The 17,119-nt window shown below is 68.0% G+C and carries 18 protein-coding genes; 10 read left to right on the top strand and 8 right to left on the bottom strand.

Annotated elements, in window-relative coordinates; genetic code table 11:
• Positions 1-2: 2 nt before the first annotated feature.
• The 7 genes from G6N49_RS22050 to lysE all read right to left on the bottom strand — a co-directional run bounded on the left by G6N49_RS22050 (position 3) and on the right by lysE (position 6,320).
• On the bottom strand, positions 3-881 hold the full coding sequence (locus G6N49_RS22050; protein WP_011557694.1) for a 5-oxoprolinase/urea amidolyase family protein: 879 nt from the start codon (positions 879-881) through the stop codon (positions 3-5).
• Between the two features lie 38 nt (positions 882-919).
• Entirely contained in the window at positions 920-1,585 is a 666-nt protein-coding gene (locus G6N49_RS22045; protein ID WP_011557695.1) for a 5-oxoprolinase subunit B family protein, read from the bottom strand.
• 74 nt (positions 1,586-1,659) lie between these two features.
• A complete protein-coding gene (locus tag G6N49_RS22040) occupies positions 1,660-2,340 on the bottom strand; it encodes a queuosine precursor transporter (protein WP_011557696.1) in 681 nt (226 codons plus the stop codon).
• A 12-nt stretch (positions 2,341-2,352) separates the two neighbouring features.
• The gene (locus tag G6N49_RS22035) at positions 2,353-3,318 is read right to left on the bottom strand and encodes an ABC transporter substrate-binding protein (protein ID WP_011557697.1); all 966 of its coding nucleotides are present in this window, start codon (positions 3,316-3,318) and stop codon (positions 2,353-2,355) included.
• A gap of 16 nt (positions 3,319-3,334) precedes the next feature.
• Positions 3,335-4,462, bottom strand: a complete 1,128-nt coding sequence (locus tag G6N49_RS22030; RefSeq protein ID WP_083044542.1) for a YeiH family protein — start codon at positions 4,460-4,462, stop codon at positions 3,335-3,337.
• Positions 4,463-4,611: 149 nt separating this feature from the next.
• Complete coding sequence (locus tag G6N49_RS22020) at positions 4,612-5,409, bottom strand: SDR family oxidoreductase (RefSeq protein WP_011557698.1); 798 nt, start codon at positions 5,407-5,409, stop codon at positions 4,612-4,614.
• 311 nt (positions 5,410-5,720) lie between these two features.
• Positions 5,721-6,320, bottom strand: a complete 600-nt coding sequence (lysE, locus tag G6N49_RS22015) for an L-lysine exporter (protein WP_011557699.1) — start codon at positions 6,318-6,320, stop codon at positions 5,721-5,723.
• A gap of 318 nt (positions 6,321-6,638) precedes the next feature.
• On the opposite strand from lysE, the gene G6N49_RS22010 reads away from it, so the two are divergent.
• Genes G6N49_RS22010 through G6N49_RS21975 form a run of 8 tightly spaced genes read left to right on the top strand, consistent with a single transcriptional unit; the run spans position 6,639 to position 15,688 of the window.
• On the top strand, positions 6,639-7,355 hold the full coding sequence (locus G6N49_RS22010; RefSeq protein WP_225891845.1) for an MlaE family ABC transporter permease: 717 nt from the start codon (positions 6,639-6,641) through the stop codon (positions 7,353-7,355).
• Positions 7,356-7,358: 3 nt separating this feature from the next.
• Positions 7,359-8,216 (top strand): MlaE family ABC transporter permease, encoded by an 858-nt coding sequence (locus G6N49_RS22005; RefSeq protein WP_011557701.1) that lies wholly within the window; start codon positions 7,359-7,361, stop codon positions 8,214-8,216.
• 13 nt (positions 8,217-8,229) lie between these two features.
• Complete coding sequence (locus G6N49_RS22000; protein ID WP_064874539.1) at positions 8,230-9,417, top strand: MCE family protein; 1,188 nt, start codon at positions 8,230-8,232, stop codon at positions 9,415-9,417.
• The gene (locus G6N49_RS21995; RefSeq protein ID WP_064874500.1) at positions 9,414-10,439 is read left to right on the top strand and encodes an MCE family protein; all 1,026 of its coding nucleotides are present in this window, start codon (positions 9,414-9,416) and stop codon (positions 10,437-10,439) included. The genes G6N49_RS22000 and G6N49_RS21995 overlap by 4 nt, the downstream gene beginning before the upstream one ends.
• Positions 10,439-11,521, top strand: a complete 1,083-nt coding sequence (locus G6N49_RS21990; protein WP_083044543.1) for an MCE family protein — start codon at positions 10,439-10,441, stop codon at positions 11,519-11,521. The genes G6N49_RS21995 and G6N49_RS21990 overlap by 1 nt, the downstream gene beginning before the upstream one ends.
• Positions 11,518-12,954, top strand: a complete 1,437-nt coding sequence (locus G6N49_RS21985) for an MCE family protein (protein WP_083044544.1) — start codon at positions 11,518-11,520, stop codon at positions 12,952-12,954. The genes G6N49_RS21990 and G6N49_RS21985 overlap by 4 nt, the downstream gene beginning before the upstream one ends.
• Positions 12,951-14,150: an MCE family protein gene (locus G6N49_RS21980; protein ID WP_064916389.1), complete on the top strand. Its 1,200-nt coding sequence runs from the start codon at positions 12,951-12,953 to the stop codon at positions 14,148-14,150. The genes G6N49_RS21985 and G6N49_RS21980 overlap by 4 nt, the downstream gene beginning before the upstream one ends.
• Positions 14,150-15,688 (top strand): MCE family protein, encoded by a 1,539-nt coding sequence (locus tag G6N49_RS21975; protein WP_083044545.1) that lies wholly within the window; start codon positions 14,150-14,152, stop codon positions 15,686-15,688. Before G6N49_RS21980 ends, G6N49_RS21975 begins: the two co-directional genes overlap by 1 nt.
• A 4-nt stretch (positions 15,689-15,692) precedes the next feature.
• Here the strand turns inward: G6N49_RS21975 and G6N49_RS21970 are convergent, their stop codons facing one another.
• Positions 15,693-16,187, bottom strand: a complete 495-nt coding sequence (locus G6N49_RS21970) for an Rv2253/PknI dimerization domain-containing protein (RefSeq protein ID WP_011557708.1) — start codon at positions 16,185-16,187, stop codon at positions 15,693-15,695.
• 139 nt (positions 16,188-16,326) lie between these two features.
• On the opposite strand from G6N49_RS21970, the gene G6N49_RS21965 reads away from it, so the two are divergent.
• Positions 16,327-16,707: a hypothetical protein gene (locus tag G6N49_RS21965; RefSeq protein WP_011557709.1), complete on the top strand. Its 381-nt coding sequence runs from the start codon at positions 16,327-16,329 to the stop codon at positions 16,705-16,707.
• Positions 16,704-17,108: an Rv2576c family protein gene (locus G6N49_RS21960; protein ID WP_083044546.1), complete on the top strand. Its 405-nt coding sequence runs from the start codon at positions 16,704-16,706 to the stop codon at positions 17,106-17,108. The genes G6N49_RS21965 and G6N49_RS21960 overlap by 4 nt, the downstream gene beginning before the upstream one ends.
• The last annotated feature ends 11 nt before the right edge of the window (positions 17,109-17,119 follow it).

The raw sequence follows: 17,119 nt of genomic DNA, 5'->3' as shown, positions 1-17,119 counted from the left end.
CCTCATGCGAACGGTTTGCGCGGCCGCGACCAGTGCAGCCGCACGGTCTGTCCGGGGCGGGCCTGCGAGGCCTTGTCGATGTCCTCGTCGACCACCACAGCGATCACCGGGTACCCGCCGGTGACGGGATGGTCCGGGCCGAGGATGACCGGTAAACCGTTGGGCGGCACCTGAATCGCTCCGCGGGTGGCTCCCTCGCTGGGCAGTTGCCGGTCGGGCCACCGGTAGTCCAGGGGCATGCCGACCAGCCGCATACCGACGCGGTCGCTGCGGTTGGTGACCTGCCAGTTGGTGCGTACCAGGAATTCGGGGTCGACAAACCAGTCGTCGTGCGGTCCGGGCACCACCATGAGTTCGAGCACGTCGTCGTCGATCGCCGCCACCGGCGCCTGATCGAGTTCGGGGAAGTCCTCGGTGTGCTCGCCGACGGGCAGCACGTCACCGGGTTTGAGCGGTTGCGGTCCGATGGCGGACATGACGTCGTAGCTGCGGGAGCCGAGCACCGGCGCCACGTCGATACCGCCGCGCACTGCGAGGTAGCTGCGCAGCCCGGCCTGCGCCATCCCCAGCGAGATCACGTCGCCGTCGTGCGCGTAGTGGATGCTGTTGGTGCCGAACGGTTTTCCGTTGACGGCGGGGTCGGTGTCGGCGCCGGTGACGGCGACGGTGACGTCGCCTCCGCGGACCCGGGCGGTGAGCCCGCCGAACATCACCTCGACGGTCGCGCGATCACCGGGGTTGGCGACCAGGCGGTTGGCCAGGGCGTGCGCGCGGCGGTCCGCGGCACCCGATCGGGTGACGCCCATGTGTGCCAGCCCGGGGCGGCCGAGGTCTTCGACCAGTGCCAGCGGCCCGGTGTTCAGAATCTCCAGAGTCGTCATCGTCTGCTCCTCATCCGACCGTGCTCATTTCGCGTTGCCTATTCCGCGACGCGGAACTCGACCCACATACCCGGGGTGAGCAGCGCCGGGTTCTCCCGGTCCACGTCCCACAGCACGGCGTCGGTGTGGCCGATCAACTGCCACCCGCCGGGCGACTCGCGCGGGTACACCCCGCTGAACTCACCGGCCAACCCGACGGAACCGGCAGGCACCTTGGTGCGGGGTTCCGCGCGACGCGGGACGTGCAACCGCTCGTCGCCGCCGACGAGGTAGGCGAAACCCGGTGCGAAGCCCCCGAATCCGACCCGCCACAGCGTGCCGGTGTGGGCGGCCACGACCTGGTCGGTGTCCATCCCGGTCAGCCGCGCGACGTCGGCGAGGTCCGCGCCGTCGTAGACGACGTCGATGACGGCGTCGGCGCGGTCCGGCGGGCTCGCGGATTCCGCGACGGCGCCCCGATCGATGCGCAGGGCGGCCAGCCGCTGCCGGGTCGGCGCCTGATATCGCGGGCCGTCGAGTTTGACGAGCACGGTGCGCGAACCCGGCACGATGTCGACGACGCCGGGTAGGCCCGCGGCGCGGACCGCATCGGTCCACGCCAGTACCTGAGCGGTGTCGTCGAACTGGAGAAGCAGCGCGCGGTCGCCGTAGTCGAGCACTGTGCCCAGGACCATCGGCTCCATCACATCCGGTACTGCGGTCATACCCAAAGCTACCGCTGGGTAACGTCCGGCGTCCGCTCCCTGAGAAGGGTTGCCAGAGGTGTTTTAAAGAAGGCTCAGACCGCGGGCTCGTAGGTCGGTTCGCGACGCTTGATCGTGGCGATCACCCGGTAGGTCACCGGTAGCATCGCCGCTTCGATCACGGTCTTGTACACCCACCCGAGCGCCGCGTAGACGGCGAACGAGCCCATGTTCCCGAAGCCGATGATCGGCGCCGCGATCGCGCAGAAGACCAGGGTGTCGGCGAACTGGCCCACCACGGTCGATCCGAGCAGCCGCGCCCACAGGTACTGCTCCTTGGTGCGCTGTTTGACCTGCACCACGACCCAGGCGTTGACGAGCTGACCGACGAGGAAGCCGGACAACCCGGCGACCGCCAGACCGGTGATCGCGGCGACGGTGGTGGCCAGCGCGTCCTGGTTGGCGTAGTCGGGGGCGCCGGGCAACCGCACGGTCGTCCACAGCACCAGCACCGCGAGCGCCTGCATGGCGAAGCCGATGAACACCGCCCGGCGGGCGGCGCGGAATCCGTACACCTCGCTGAGCACGTCACCGATGACGTAGGTGAGGGGGAAGACGAGGAAGCCGCCGTCGGTGAGCAGCGGCCCGAACGCCACCCCCTTGGTGGCCGCGACGTTGGAGATCAGCACCAGGCCGGTGAACACGGCGACCAGCGTGGGGTAGTAGGCCGAGCCGATGGTCGCGGAACCGCGGTGATCTGTCGGCGCGACGGTCATCGGCACATTGTGTCAGGCCAGGATCTGCGCGAGCAGCGGCGGCAGCCGGTCGGCGACCAGCGGATAGGACAGCGGGGAGGCGAACGCGATCGCCCCGGCGAGTTCCTTGTCGGTGAAGATGGTGCGCCCACCCGCGACGGCTTTCAGACCCGCGATGGTCGGATCGGCGAGCAGCGCGCCCTGTTCCTGTTCGCTCTCGGTCGTCCAGATGAGGACGTCGGCGGCGTCGAGCACCGACGCCATCCGGTCGCGGGGGATCAGCGGATCGCCGGGGTCGGCGACGGTGAAGCCCATCTGGGTGAGGAAGTCGGTGCGCCAACCCGGGCGTACGGCCTGGACGCTGTCGCGGTAGAGCGGGCCGCGCAGCAGCAGCGCCTTCTTTCCGCCGAACTGTGGATTGGCCGAGGCCGCGTTGGTGAATTTCTCGTCGACGCGGGCGATCAGCGCCGCCATCTCGTCGGCCTTGAACACCGCCTGGCCGATGATCGTGGCCTGGTCCTTCCACGGCTCGAAGAATGCGGCGGACCCGCTCTGCGCCACCGTCGGCGCGATCTCCGACAGCGTCGTGTAGGTGTCGGCGTCCAGGCCGGCGTTGGTGGCGACGATCAGGTCGGGGTTCAGCGCGCGGATCGCCTCGATCTGGATACCGTCGCCGAGGCTGAGCACCGTCGGCTGAGCGGGCCCGAGTTGGCCTCGCGCCCATGGCCATACGCCGAACGGCTCACCGCCGAACCAGTCGGTGACGGCGATCGGCACGACCTCGACGGCCAGCAGGTCGTCCTGTTCGGTGAGTCCGGCGCTGACGACGCGGGTGGGCGGCCCGGGGATGCGGGTCTCGCCGAAGGCGTGCGTGACGGTGACGGAGCCGTCCTTCGCGACGGTGCCGGGCGCGTCGCCCCCGCAGCCGGCGAGCACCGTCGAACCGGCGAGCGTGGCGGTCATGGCCAGGAAGTTGCGCCGCGACCAGGCAGTTGACACGCGGCGAGCGTAACCGCTAACCCACCTCGAAGCTGCCGAACAACACGAGCGCGAGACCGAGTGCGACCACGATGTTGACGACGGTGGCCGAGGCGAACACGGCGACCGGACGCCAACCCGCCTCGCGCAGACCACGTAGCGAGAACTCGAGGCCGATCGCGACGAACGCGAAGATCAAGAACCACGTCCGCAGGTCGTTGACCGTGGTGATGGTGGCCTTGTCCCCGCCCCCTTGCAGATAGAGGGTGCCGACGATCGATGCGGCGATGAACCCGAGCACGAACTTCGGGAAGCGCTCCCAGAACTGGCCGACCGTGGGACGAGCGTCTTGCGCGCTGCGCCGTTCGACTTTGAGCGCGAAGTAGGCGGTCAGGGCGATGGCGACGATGCCGATCAGCGCGTTCTGCGTGGTCTTGACGATGGTGGCGATCTGCAGGGCGTCCTCACCGGCGATGGCTCCGGAGGCGGCGACCGCGGCGGTGGTGTCGATGTTGCCGCCGATCCACGCGCCGGCCACGGCATCGGGCAGGCCGAACACCCGGGCGAGCCAGGGCAGCAGAAAGATCGACGGCAGCGCGAACGCGATGACGAGCGAGGCGGCGTAGGCGAGTTGCTCGCGCTTGGCCTGGACCGCACCGGCCGCGGCGATGGCCGCGCTCACCCCGCAGATGGACACGGCCGAGGCGAGCAGGGCACGCAGTTTGTCCTCGAGTCCGAGGCGACCGCCGAGCCACCAGGTGAACCCGAAGACGATGGAGATCAGCAGCAGCGCCTGGATGATGGCCGGTCCCGCCGCGGTGACGAGCACCTTCAGGTTGATCGACGCCCCGAGCAGCACCAGGCCGGTCTTGATGAAGAACTCGGTGCGGAAGCCGCCGGACAGCGCGTCGCGTAACGCGAGGCGGCTCAGCACCACGTTGCCGAGGAGGCCCAAAGCGATGGCGTAGACCGGGAATTCGACGGATTTGGCCACACCCTCGAACGCGGTGCCGTCTGCCCACCGTGGCACCTGGGCTTCGAGGAACCGGGTCGCCGCGCCGAGCGCCAGCACGACGGACACCCCCGCGACCGCGTAGCCGATGCCCGATGAGCGGCGATCCTCGGCGCGTTCCTCGGGGCTGGTCCGGGAGGCCTGTTCCGTCATGGGATGACGCTGCCGGGGATCGCGCCGATCAGGACGAGCGCGAGCAGAGTCAGGCCGACGATGACGGCCAACCAATCCTCGTTCATGGATGCGGAACGTACCGGCGCCCGAGGGGGCGGGCACCGGTTGCGCTCAGCGTGAGGCCAAAGTCAGGAGTGGGCCAGCTTCTTGTTGACCAGCCTGGTGAGCCATGCGGGTGAGAAGCGGGCGCCGGTGGCGAGCACCTTCGACTGTGCGCCGACGGGGAAGTGCACCTGGTGCAGTGCGCGGCGGAGTGCCGTCGGTTCGACGGCGGCGACGATGGCGTCGGCGATGTCCTGGGCGGTCAACCGGATGCCGAGCGAGTCGGTGGTGCCGGTCTTGATGTTGTCGGTCATCGCCGTCTGGACGTAGAGCGGCCACATGGCGATCACCCGGATGCCGTACCGGTTCCATTCGAGGTCGAGGGCTTCGGTGATGCCGCGCACGAAGAATTTGGTGGCGCTGTAGTTCGCGAGTTCGGCCTGTCCGTAGATCGCGCTGGCCGAGGCGAGGTTGACGACGACCGATCCGGGCGTGTTGCGCAGGTGCGGGAACGCGGCGTAGAGACCGTTGACCACGCCCTTGGCGTTGATGTCGATCTCCTTGAAGTGGCCGGCGAGGTCGAGTTCCTCGAACCGTCCGGCCCGAAGGATTCCCGCGTTGTTGATCAGGACGTCGAGGCGGCCCCCGGTGACCTGGGTGAACTCCTCGATGCGCTGGGACATCTCGTCGCTGTCGGTCACGTCGAGGTGACCGGTGACGACGGGGGTCTGCACCCGGTCGAGTTCCTCGGTGAGCGTCTTCAGTCCGACCTCGTCGATGTCGAACGCTCCGACGGTGTAGCCCTTCCGGGCGAACGCGATCGCGGTTTTGCGGCCGATGCCGGCGGCGGCGCCGGTGATGAATACCGATTTGGGGGTGCGCATAAGACATAGTCACCCATCTGCGGGTTTCGCAAACGTGATCGGGCTGCAGCGAACGAGAACGTCATAGGTGTTGGAATATCCAACTACGTCATTATTTGCGGGTATTCCATGCGACGGACGCGTCGCATGTGTCTCATGTGACGGGCGTGACGGAGTCGACCTGGCCAATGAGCCACGAATGGCCTGGAACTCCCCCTCGCGGCGCTAGGGAGAACAACCGCTCGGGAGAGCCCCAGGCCTGCGCCCAGGCTACGCTCCGAATTCGCTGGAGAACAGATTTCCTGGGATTTGTCGTCAGGAAATCAAGAAACTCATCCGAGCGCGACGGCGACGCCGAGAGCGATCATGATCATTGCGATCAGCGCGTCGAGAACCCGCCACGTCGACGGTGCCGAGAACAGGCCGCCGAGGCGGCGCGCGCCGAAGCCCAGAGCGGTGAACCAGACGGCGCTCGCCGTGACGGCGCCGACACCGAAGAGCCAGCGGTCCTCGCGGTGCTCGTTGGCCAGGGCGCCGAGCAGCACGACCGTGTCGAGATAGACGTGGGGGTTGAGCCACGTCAGTGCCGCGCATGTGACGAGCACCCCGACGAGGCGGGCCGGGCCCTGCTCCGATGGCGTGAGTGCGGCCGGTCGCGCGGCGCGCCGGGCGGCCAACAGTCCATAGCCGATCAGGAACGCGGCGCCACCGAACCGTGCGATGTCCAGCGCTGCGGGGTGGGCGGTGACGAGCGCGCCGAAGCCGGCGATGCCGGCGCCGATCAACAGGACGTCGGACACCGTGCACAACGCGACGACGGCGGCGACGTGTTCACCACGGATGCCCTGGCGCAGGACGAACGCGTTCTGCGCGCCGATGGCGGCGATCAGCGTGAGCGCCGACAGAAAGCCGAGGACGACGGGGTAGGTCACGACGTCGACGGTAAGAGGCCGTCATGAACCAGTACAGCTAAAGATTTTCACGCATCATCAGAAAAACTGATGATCTCTCGGGTCCGTCGACCCGAATGAACTCCCACCACGGACGGATCGCGCGCGTCGAACACGACCGCGGCGACCGGGCCGGTGCCGCCGCGTTATCCCGATGGGCGGGACGGGAGATGTGCCCCCGCTCACCCGGATGCCACTGTTGCCCCTCGAGCCACCGCCTGCGGTGGTAGGTAAGGAGGAGCGTTGGTGAACCGGGCAGATCTGGATCGGCCGCTGGGCGCGGTCGGCGGGCTGTTCGGGATGGCCCTCGATGCGGTTCGGTTCACCTTCCGGCGGCCCTTTCAGGCCCGGGAGTTCCTCGAGCAGTCGTGGTTCGTGGCACGGGTCTCCCTGGCGCCCACCCTTCTGGTCGCGATCCCGTTCACCGTGCTGGTGAGCTTCACGCTGAACATCCTCCTGCGCGAACTCGGCGCCGCCGATCTGTCGGGTGCGGGCGCGGCCTTCGGTGCGGTCACCCAGGTCGGCCCGCTGGTGACGGTGTTGATCGTGGCCGGCGCGGGCGCCACCGCGATGTGTGCCGACCTCGGTTCGCGCACCATCCGCGAGGAGATCGAGGCGATGGAGGTGCTGGGCATCAATCCCGTTGCGCGCCTGGTGACTCCGCGGATGCTGGCGTCCGGCTTGGTGGCGTTGCTGCTCAACAGCCTGGTCGTCATCATCGGCATCGTCGGCGGCTACGCGTTCTCGGTGTTCGTGCAGGACGTCAACCCCGGTGCGTTCGCCGCGGGTATCACCCTGCTGACCGGGATCGGTGAGGTGATCATCTCGTGCGTCAAGGCCGCACTGTTCGGGCTGATCGCCGGACTGGTCGCCTGCTACCGCGGACTGTCGATCAACAGGGGCGGCGCCAAGGCCGTGGGCAACGCGGTCAACGAGACCGTGGTGTACGCCTTCATGGCACTGTTCGTCATCAACGTGGTCGTGACCGCGATCGGCATCCGGATGACGGCGGGCTAGCGGATGGGCACACTCACCACGCTGGGCACGGCCTATCCGCGCGTGGTCAGCCAGTTCCGAAAGCCGGCCTCGCTGGTGGGCCGCCTCGGCGACCACATCCTGTTCTACGGCCGCGCACTGGCCGGCACCCCGCATGCGGCGATGCACTACCGCAAGGAGATCGTCCGGCTGATCGCCGAGATCAGCATGGGCGCAGGGACACTCGCGATGATCGGCGGGACTGTCGTCATCGTCGGGTTCCTCACTCTCGCCGCGGGTGGCACCCTGGCGGTGCAGGGCTACAGCTCGCTGGGCGACATCGGCATTGAGGCCCTCACCGGATTCCTGGCCGCCTTCATCAACGTCCGCATCTCCGCACCCGTGGTCGCCGGAATCGGTCTGGCCGCCACCTTCGGCGCCGGCGTCACCGCACAGTTGGGCGCGATGCGCATCAACGAAGAGGTCGACGCACTCGAGACCATGGGCATCCGCCCGATCGAATACCTGGTGAGCACCCGCATCATTGCCGGGATGATCGCGATCACCCCGCTGTACTCGGTGGCGGTGATCCTGTCCTTCCTGGCATCACAACTCACCACCGTGGTGCTGTTCGGCCAGTCCGGCGGGCTCTACGACCACTACTTCAACACCTTCCTCAACCCGGTCGATCTGCTGTGGTCGTTCCTGCAGGCGATCCTGATGGCGCTCACGGTGTTGTTCATCCACACCTACTTCGGCTACTTCGCGACCGGCGGACCGGCCGGTGTCGGGGTGGCCGTCGGCAACGCGGTCCGCACCTCGCTGATCGTCGTCGTGGCGGTCACGCTGCTGGTCTCGCTGTCCGTGTACGGCTCCAACGGCAACTTCAACCTGTCCGGATAGGCGTGGTGTGACGATGAAGTCGATCTCCGCGCGCAACGTGGCGGGCACGCTGGCCGTGGTGTGCATCGCCGCGATCGTCGCGTTGGCGGTCGGACTGTTCAACGGGTCGTTCACGAGAAGTGCGACGGTGACCGTCGTCTCCGACCGCGTCGGGTTGGTGATGAACCCCGATGCCAAGGTGAAACTGCACGGGGCGCAGGTCGGCAAGGTCGCCGCGATCGAGGCGCTGCCGGACGGCCGGGCCGCCATCCGGCTCGCGATGGATCCTTCCCAACTGGCGATCATCCCGTCCAATGTCCTGGTCAATGTCGGGTCGACGACGGTATTCGGTTCCAAGGCAGTGGAATTGGTGCCGCCGGCCAACCCTTCACCGGACCCGTTGCGCGCCGGTCAGGTGCTCGACGCCGGACACGTGACCGTGGAGATCAACACGGTGTTCGAGCAACTCGTGTCCGTCCTGGCGAAGGTGGAACCCGCCAAGCTCAACGAGACGCTGGGCGCGTTGTCTCAGGGCCTCGCCGGACGGGGCGAGAAGTTCGGCCGAACGCTGGTCGACCTCGACACCCTGCTCGCCGACCTCGACCCCAGCATGGACAACCTCAGCCGCGACATCGCCGTCGCCCCAGGGGTTCTCAACGCCTATGCCGACGCTGCTCCCGATCTGCTCGCCACGGCCGACAATGCGTCGCGGATCAGTGACACGCTGGTGGAACGGCAGAGCGACCTCGATGCTCTGCTGGTCAGCGCCATCGGGCTCGCCGAGGTCGGCAACGACGTCGTGGCGACGAACCGCGGCGCGTTCACCGACGTCATGCGGCTGCTGGTGCCCACGACGGATCTGACCAACCAGTACCACACCGCACTGAACTGCGGTCTGGCCGGGATGCTGCCGTTGGCCATGGCGCCGCCACCACCGGTTCCCGGTGTGCTGCTGCTGGATTCGTTCGTCCTGGGTACCGAGCGCTACCGGTACCCCCAGAACCTGCCGAAGGTGGCGGCGCGCGGCGGACCGCAGTGTGTGGGCCTGCCCGACGTGGGCTACGAGACCCGCGCGCCGTACGTCGTCTCCGACATCGACGCCAACCCGGCGCAGTACGGCAACCAGGGCATCCTGCTCAACTCCGAGGGGCTCAAGCAGATGCTGTTCGGACCCCTCGACGGACCGCCGCGCAACACCTCGCAGATCGGCCAGCCGGGATGAGGCGGCTGGGCCCCACGGTGGTCAAGTTCGGGGTGTTCGCCGTGGTGATGGTGCTGTTCACCGCCGCGCTGGTCGCGATCTTCGGCCAGTACCGTGCCGGATCGGCCAACGAGTACTCCGCGGTGTTCGGCGATGCATCGAGCGTGAAATCCGGTGACTCCGTGCGTATTGCGGGTATCCGGGTCGGCACGGTCAACGGTGTCTCCCTGCAACCGGACAATACGGTGGTGGTCGACTTCGACGCCCGCACCGACGTCGTGCTGACCACCGGGACGAGGGTGGCCGTGCGCTACCTGAACCTCGTCGGTGACCGCTACCTCGAACTCGTCGACGGCCCCGGCTCGACGCAGATCCAACCCGCCGGGTCGCGGATTCCCAAGGACCGCACCGAACCCGCGCTCGACCTCGACCTGCTCCTCGGCGGCCTCAAACCGGTGATCAGGGGACTGAATCCCGAGGACGTCAACGCGCTGACCCACTCGCTGATCCAGATCCTGCAGGGTCAGAGCGGGGACATCGAGTCCCTCTTCGCCAGGACCTCGTCGTTCACCAACTCCATCGCCGCCAACGGTGAGACTGTCCGGCAGATGATCGACCACCTCAACACCGTGGTCGAGACCATGTCGCGCGACGGCGACAAGTTCTCCGGCGCCGTCGCGCGACTCGAGGAACTCGTCACCGGCCTGGCGCAGGACCGCGATCCCATCGGTGCGGCCATCGAATCCCTCGACAAGGGCACCGCATCGCTGGCCGACCTCATGACCGAGGCGCGCCCCCCGCTGGCCGGATCCATCGACCAGCTCAACCGGGTTGCGCCGCTGCTGGAGAAGGACAAGGAGCTGCTCGACATCTCCCTGCAGAAGGCCCCGGGCAACTACCGCAAGCTGGTGCGCCTCGGCGCCTACGGCAGCTGGCTCAACCAGTACCTCTGCGGGCTGTCCGTACGAGTCACCGATCTGCAGGGGCGCACCGCCTACTTCCCCTGGATCAAGCAAGACACCGGAAGGTGTGCTGAGCCCTGATGCTGAAATATGGTGGATCATCCTCGGTCCGTGCCGGTTTCATCGGCCTAATGCTCATCGTGCTGGTCATCGTCGTCGGCCTTCAGCCGCAGCAGCTGTGGTCGATGGCGACCTCGGTGAAGTACCGGGCGGTGTTCGCCGAGGCCGGCGGGCTCGCTGCCGGTAACGATGTCAAGGTCTCCGGCGTCACCGTCGGAACGGTGTCCGACGTGGTGCTGGACAAGGGCAAGGCGCTGGTGACCTTCTCCCTCGACGGGAAGGTGCGGCTGGGTTCGGATTCGACCGCTCACATCCGCACCGGCACCCTGCTCGGCGAGCGGATGCTGACGGTGGAACCCAAGGGCTCGCGGCGGCTGGGCCCCATGGAGGCGATCCCGGTTTCGCGGACGTCGTCGCCCTACTCGCTGACCGAGGCGGTCAGCGATTTCACCGCCAACACCGCCGACACCGACACGGCCACGTTGAACCAGTCGCTGGACATCCTGTCCGAGACGATCGACCGGCTGGCACCCCAGCTCGGCCCGACCTTCGATGGCCTGACCGAACTCTCCCGGTCCCTCAACGACCGCGACGAGACGCTGGGTGACCTGCTCGCCGGTGCCGCCGACGTCACCGCAATCCTGTCCGAGCGGAGCCAGCAGGTGAACTCGCTGCTGCTGAGCGCCAACGACCTGCTGGCGGTTCTCGAACAGCGCCGCTACGCGATCGTCAACCTGCTCGCCAACACCTCCGCGATGTCGCAGCAGCTGACCGGTCTGGTGCGGGACAACGAACAGGAACTGGCGCCGACGCTGGAGAAGCTCAACTCCGTATCGGAGATGTTGGAGCGCAACCGGGACAACATCGGCAAAGCCCTCAACGGCCTCGCCAAGTATCAGGTGACTCAGGGCGAAGCGGTCAACAACGGGTTCTACTACAACGCCTTCATCGGCAACCTGATACCGGGTGGGGCGCTGCAGCCGTTCCTCGACTACGCGCTCGGCTACCGGCGCGGAGTCAATGCCGGCCAGCCTCCGGACAACGCCGGTCCGCGCGCCGAATTCCCGCTCCCCTACAACGGCATCCCGGGTGGTTCACGATGATCGGCCGCACCAAGTCCGCCAAGGTCCTGACCGTCGCGTTGGTGGCGTTGCTCGTCGCCGGCGCCGCGGTGATCGTGCGGCAGGAGTTCTTCGCGCCGCGGACCATCACCGCGTACTTCACCTCGGCCACGTCGATCTACCCCGGTGACGAGGTGCGGGTCGTCGGAGTCCGGGTCGGCACCATCGAATCGATCGAGCCGGTCGGCGAACAGGCCAGGTTCACGCTCGCCGTCGACCGCGGTGTGTCGATCCCCGCGGACGCCAAGGCGATCATCGTGGCGCCGAATCTGATCGCCGCCCGCTACGTCCAACTCACCCCGGCCTACGAGTCGAGCGGTCCGGTGCTGCCCGATGACGCCGTCATCGGTGTGGAGCGCACCGCAATACCGGTCGAGTGGGACGAGGTCAAGGAGCAGTTGGCCAGGCTGGCAAGCGAACTCGGCCCGTCCGGTAGAGTGTCCGACACGTCGGTCAGTCGGTTCATCGACAGCGCGGCCAATGCGATGGCCGGCAACGGCGACAAGCTGCGGGAGACCATCTCCCAACTGTCGGGGGTGGGGCGCATCCTCGCCGACGGCAGCGGCAACATCGTCGACGTCATCAAGAACCTGCAGGTCTTCGTGACAGCCCTGCGGGACAGCAACGTTCAGATCGTCCAGTTCCAGGACCGTCTCGCCACCGTGAGCAGCGTGGTCGACGGCAGTCGGGTGGAGATGGACTCGGCGCTGACCAACCTCGCCGAGGCCGTCGGAGAGGTGCAGCGCTTCATCGCGGGCAGCCGCGATCAGACCGCCGAACAGATCCAGCGCCTGGCCAACGTGACGCAGAACGTCGCCGACAACCGCGTCGCCCTCGAGAACGTCCTGCACGTCGCGCCGAACGCAATCGGCAACGGGTACAACATCTATCACCCGGACACGGGCACGATGCTCGGCGGGTTCGCGATGGGCAACTTCGCCAACCCGGTACAGCTCATCTGTTCGGCGATCGGCGCGGTCCGCAACGCGACGGCGCCCGAGGCATCGAGGATCTGCGCGGAGTACCTGGGACCCGCCCTTCGCCTGTTGAACTTCAACTACCTGCCCATGCCGATCAACGCGTACCTCAAGAAGTCGCCGAGCCCCGAGAACCTCGTCTATTCGGACCCCGCGCTGGCGCCCGGCGGCGCCGGGGGCAGCCCGACGCCCCCCGAGACGCCCCCGGCGGTGTCCGCCTTCACCGGCGGCGGGGACGTCCCACCCCCCGCGGGGTGGGGGACACCGCCCGGTCCGCCGGGCACATACGCACCCCACGGTCTACCGGCGAACCCGACACCGGCGTTACTCCCGGGCGCACCCATCCCAGCCGGCGCCTCCGCCCCGGCCACGCTGGACGACATGCTGCTTCCCGCGGAGGCACCGCCGTCACCAGCGCAGGAAGGCCCACCCGCATGATCGGCCGCCGTTCGACCCTCCGCGTGGCAGCGGTCGCCGCCTGCGTGACCGTCATCGCCTCCGGGTGCACCTTCGACGGGCTCAACTCGATACCGCTTCCCGGCACCGTGGGCACCGGTTCCGGTGCGACGACGTATCGTGTCCAGCTCGCCAATGTCGGTACGCTGGAATCCAATTCGCCGGTGATGGTGAGCGACGTGGTGGTCGGCACCGTCGGCAAGATGACCCTGCGTGGCTGGCACGCCGACGTCGAGGTGACGGTGCGGCCCGAGACGGTGATCCCGGCCAACGCCGTCGCCACCGTGGGCCAGACCAGCCTGCTCGGGTCCATGCATCTGGCGCTCGATCCGCCGGTGGGCAAGCTGCCGAGCGGTCGTCTGCAGCCGGGAACCACCCTCGGGCTCGACAGATCGTCGACCTATCCGTCGACGGAGCAGACCCTGTCGTCGCTGTCCGTCGTCGTCAACGGCGGCGGGCTGGGTCAGGCGGGGGACATCATCCGGGAGTTCAACGCCACCCTGAACGGTCGCGAAGACAAGTTGCGCGACCTGTTGGTGCGACTCCGTGACTTCGTCGGAATGCTCGACACGCAGCGCGACGACATCAACGCCTCCCTCGCCGCGCTCAACCGGCTCGGCGGCACTCTGGCCGGCCAGCGCGAGGTCATCACCTCTGCGCTGCAACGCATCCCACCTGCACTCGACGTCCTGATCGCCGAACGCCCCCGGCTCACGACCGCGCTGGACAAACTGCGGATCTTCAGCGATTCGGCCACCGGCCTCGTCGAGGACACCCAGGCCGACCTCGTGCGCAACCTGAAGAACCTGGAGCCGACACTCAAGGCGCTCGCCGACGTCGGTCCGAACCTCGGCACGGCGCTGGCGTACGCCCCGACGTTCCCCTACACGCAGGGCTTCATCGACCGGGCCATCCGGGGCGACTACATGAACCAGTTCATCATCTTCGACTTCACGATCCCGCGGCTCAAGCGCGGCCTGTTCCTCGGCACCCGCTGGGGGGAGGAGGGCACCCCGATGGTGCCGGCGCCCGGCGACCCGTGGTACCTCAACTACACGCTGGATCCGCTCAACGCCCCGGTCGCCCCGCCGGCGGCGGTGGCGCCTGTTCCCGAGCTGACCGAGACGTCCGACGGGGTCGACACCGTCGATCCGTCCCCGAGCGTCGGGGGTAACTGATGCTCACCCGTTTCGTGCGTACCCAGCTGATCATCTTCACGGTCACCGCTGTGGTGGCGATGGGTGTGATGATCTTCGGGTACCTGCAGGCTCCCACCCTGCTCGGGATCGGCCGGATGACGGTGACCGTCGAACTGCCGGGCACCGGTGGCCTCTACCGGTTTTCGAACGTGACCTACCGCGGTGTCGAGGTCGGGAAGGTCACCGACGTGCGCGCCACCCGGCAGGGCGCGGTGGCCACGCTGTCGCTCGGCACGAACCAGGACATCCCCGCCGACCTGCACGCCGCTGTGCGCAGTGTGTCGGCGGTCGGTGAGCAGTACGTCGATCTGCAGCCGCGCACCGGATCCGCTCCGTATCTGCACGACGGTTCGGTCATCGGTGTGGAGAACACGTCGATCCCGCAGGCGGTCGGGCCGATGCTCGACGAGGTGAGCGCGATGATCGACAGCATTCCCAAGGACAAGATCAGCGGCCTGCTCCACGAATCGGCGAAGGCCCTCAACGGCTCCGCATACGATCTCGGATCGATGCTCGACTCGTCGGCGACGGTGGTCGGGGACGCCAAGGGCGTCAGCGGCGAGATGCGTTCACTCATCGACGACAGCGGGCCACTGCTCGAGGGTCAGGCGCAGACCGCCGATCAGCTCCGCACCTGGGCCCGCAGCCTGGCCGGTGTCACCGGTCAGGTGGCCGCGAACGACCCACAGGTCCGCACGCTGCTGGGCACCGGTCCCGGTGCTGCCGACGAGGCGTCGCGGCTGCTCAACGCCGTCAAACCGACGCTGCCGGTGCTGCTGGCCAACCTCACCACCATCGGTCAGGTCGCGGTCACCTACCACGCATCGATCGAACAGCTCCTCGTACTGCTTCCGCCGTATGTGGCCGCGACGCAGACGGTGGGCGTCTCGCGGAACAACCCGACGGGAATGTCCTTGGGCGACTTCACCCTCAACCTCAACGATCCGCCCGCGTGCACCGTGGGGTTCCTGCCCCCGTCGTCGTGGCGCTCACCCGACGACGAGAGCGACATCGACACCCCCGACGGTCTGTACTGCAAACTGCCGCAGGACTCCCCGATCGGGGTGCGCGGGGCCCGCAACTACCCGTGCATGGGTCAGCCGGGCAAGCGGGCGGCCACCGCCGAACAGTGCGCCAGCGACAAACCGTTCGAGCCCCTGGCCATGCGTCAGCACGTGCTGGGTCCCTACCCGTTCGATCCCTCCCTTGTCGCGCAGGGGATCCCGCCGGACGATCGCGTCGACTCCGACGAGCAGCTCTACGGTCCGGTCGGCGGCACGCCCATGCCGCCGCCGAGTCCCGAACCGGCACCGGCGCCCGGTGGCCCGGCCGTCGCGCCGAGCGCATTCACCCCCGGTGAGTCCGGTGGTCCTTCGGTGGCGATCGCCACCTACGATCCGCAGACCGGGAAATACGCCACACCCGACGGCAAGGTGTTCACGCAGCCTGCGCTCGGCTCGAAAGATGCCGGCGGGCAGAACAAGACATGGCAGGACCTGCTGCCGACAGGGGCCTGAGAGGTCAGCTCAGCTTGACCAGTTTGAACGGCATCGTGATGAACAGCGGCCGGCTGACGCCGCAGGCGCCGCTCGGGCCGGTTGTCTGGTCTTCGCCGGTCAGCGTCGTGGAGGCCGGGTCGGTCATGCTGCCGTCGGGCACCGTCGGCACGAACCGGAACACCTGGAGTCCGTCGGCCGCGGTGCCGTCCGGGCAGGGCTCCCAGCGTGGCACGGTGTGCTTGACGTACCAGATGCCGCCCTTCTTGTAGATGGGAGCCTCCCAGCCCTGGTCGCTGCGGACTGTGCCGGTGCATTCGGTGGGGTAGCTGCAGACGGTGTCGATGGTCCAGACGGCCCGGACGGTGGCTTCGTCGCGGAAGACTTCGTTCTTCTTCGCCCACTCACCGTTCGACGTGGCGGAGTACGTACCGTTGAGACCCCACTCCGGGTCCGCCGATGCGGTCGCCGGATGTGCCAGGCTCGCGACAGCTGCCAGCGCTCCGACCGTGGTGACCATGCCCAACACCCGCAACGCCGTCTCCTCAGCATTCGTCGATGGGCGAGGCTAACAGCGGCGCGACCCACCTCGGCGCCGCATCGGCCGCTGAGCGGGACGATTCGCGCGCGGTCGCTGTCCCGGATGCCACAGTGGCGCCGTGCGCACGCCCGTCTTCGTCGTTTCCGCGGTGGTCACCGCGGCCGTCTTCGCCTCCGCCCCGGCCGGTGCGGACCCGTTGGGATGCGAAGAGCCCGCCTGCGTCCCGGGCATCGCCGGCAACGTCACGCTGGGCGCTCCGTGCGCCAACACCTCTCACTTCGTGTTCGGCACCACGGACTGGGGCAGGCTCGTGTTCTGCGGTTCGCCGCGCCGGTACGCGCCGCGGTACTTCCGGTCACCGCCGATGGAGGGCATCCGGGTGGAGAACACCAACTGCACGGGCTTCGAGAACTCGGTGGCCCAAGCGCCCGACGGACTGTTCCTCAGCTGCGTGGCCTCCAGCGGCGAAAGCCTCTGGGTACGTGGAGACAACGCGTGAACCGGTTCGGGGCACCGGCAGCGATCGCCGGTCTGATTCTCGGCATGGCACCGCAGGCATCGGCGCAGGGTCCCGTGCCGCATCACGTCCGGTACACCGTCACCGCGGACCAGCCGACCAAGGCCGATATCTATTACCGCGCTGTCGATCCGCCCAATTGGGCCGACTACAGCCACAACCCCTACCGGTCAAGTCCGAAGGCGGAGGTCGTCCTGTACCCCGCCCGGCCGTGGGTCTTCGACACCACACTCGTCGATCCGGACCGCTGGGCGATGGTCACCGCCAGCAGTGGCGTCGGTCCCGACCGGCCGAATTTCCGCTGCGAACTGACCGTCGACGGGGTCGTGGTCGCCACCCAGGAGGGCCCGAAGGGCGCCCTGTGCTCCGTGCGGATGTGGTGACCGGTCAGCGA

The sequence above is a fragment of the Mycolicibacterium monacense genome (assembly GCF_010731575.1).
Taxonomy (GTDB): Bacteria; Actinomycetota; Actinomycetes; order Mycobacteriales; family Mycobacteriaceae; genus Mycobacterium; species Mycobacterium monacense.
This window is presented reverse-complemented; position numbering and strand designations above follow the sequence as displayed.

What these genes read in the sequence shown, in the direction of transcription:
- G6N49_RS22000 (WP_064874539.1), top strand. Translation starts at nt 8,230, where the DNA reads ATGAAGTCGATCTCCGCGCGCAACGTGGCGGGCACGCTGGCCGTGGTG.
- G6N49_RS21985 (WP_083044544.1), top strand. Translation starts at nt 11,518, where the DNA reads ATGATCGGCCGCACCAAGTCCGCCAAGGTCCTGACCGTCGCGTTGGTG.
- G6N49_RS22005 (WP_011557701.1), top strand. Translation starts at nt 7,359, where the DNA reads ATGGGCACACTCACCACGCTGGGCACGGCCTATCCGCGCGTGGTCAGC.
- G6N49_RS22020 (WP_011557698.1), bottom strand. Translation starts at nt 5,409, where the DNA reads ATGCGCACCCCCAAATCGGTATTCATCACCGGCGCCGCCGCCGGCATC.
- G6N49_RS21975 (WP_083044545.1), top strand. Translation starts at nt 14,150, where the DNA reads ATGCTCACCCGTTTCGTGCGTACCCAGCTGATCATCTTCACGGTCACC.
- G6N49_RS21990 (WP_083044543.1), top strand. Translation starts at nt 10,439, where the DNA reads ATGCTGAAATATGGTGGATCATCCTCGGTCCGTGCCGGTTTCATCGGC.
- G6N49_RS22030 (WP_083044542.1), bottom strand. Translation starts at nt 4,462, where the DNA reads ATGACGGAACAGGCCTCCCGGACCAGCCCCGAGGAACGCGCCGAGGAT.
- G6N49_RS22010 (WP_225891845.1), top strand. Translation starts at nt 6,639, where the DNA reads ATGGCCCTCGATGCGGTTCGGTTCACCTTCCGGCGGCCCTTTCAGGCC.
- G6N49_RS21995 (WP_064874500.1), top strand. Translation starts at nt 9,414, where the DNA reads ATGAGGCGGCTGGGCCCCACGGTGGTCAAGTTCGGGGTGTTCGCCGTG.
- G6N49_RS22045 (WP_011557695.1), bottom strand. Translation starts at nt 1,585, where the DNA reads ATGACCGCAGTACCGGATGTGATGGAGCCGATGGTCCTGGGCACAGTG.
- G6N49_RS21980 (WP_064916389.1), top strand. Translation starts at nt 12,951, where the DNA reads ATGATCGGCCGCCGTTCGACCCTCCGCGTGGCAGCGGTCGCCGCCTGC.
- G6N49_RS21970 (WP_011557708.1), bottom strand. Translation starts at nt 16,187, where the DNA reads ATGGTCACCACGGTCGGAGCGCTGGCAGCTGTCGCGAGCCTGGCACAT.
- G6N49_RS22050 (WP_011557694.1), bottom strand. Translation starts at nt 881, where the DNA reads ATGACGACTCTGGAGATTCTGAACACCGGGCCGCTGGCACTGGTCGAA.
- G6N49_RS22040 (WP_011557696.1), bottom strand. Translation starts at nt 2,340, where the DNA reads ATGACCGTCGCGCCGACAGATCACCGCGGTTCCGCGACCATCGGCTCG.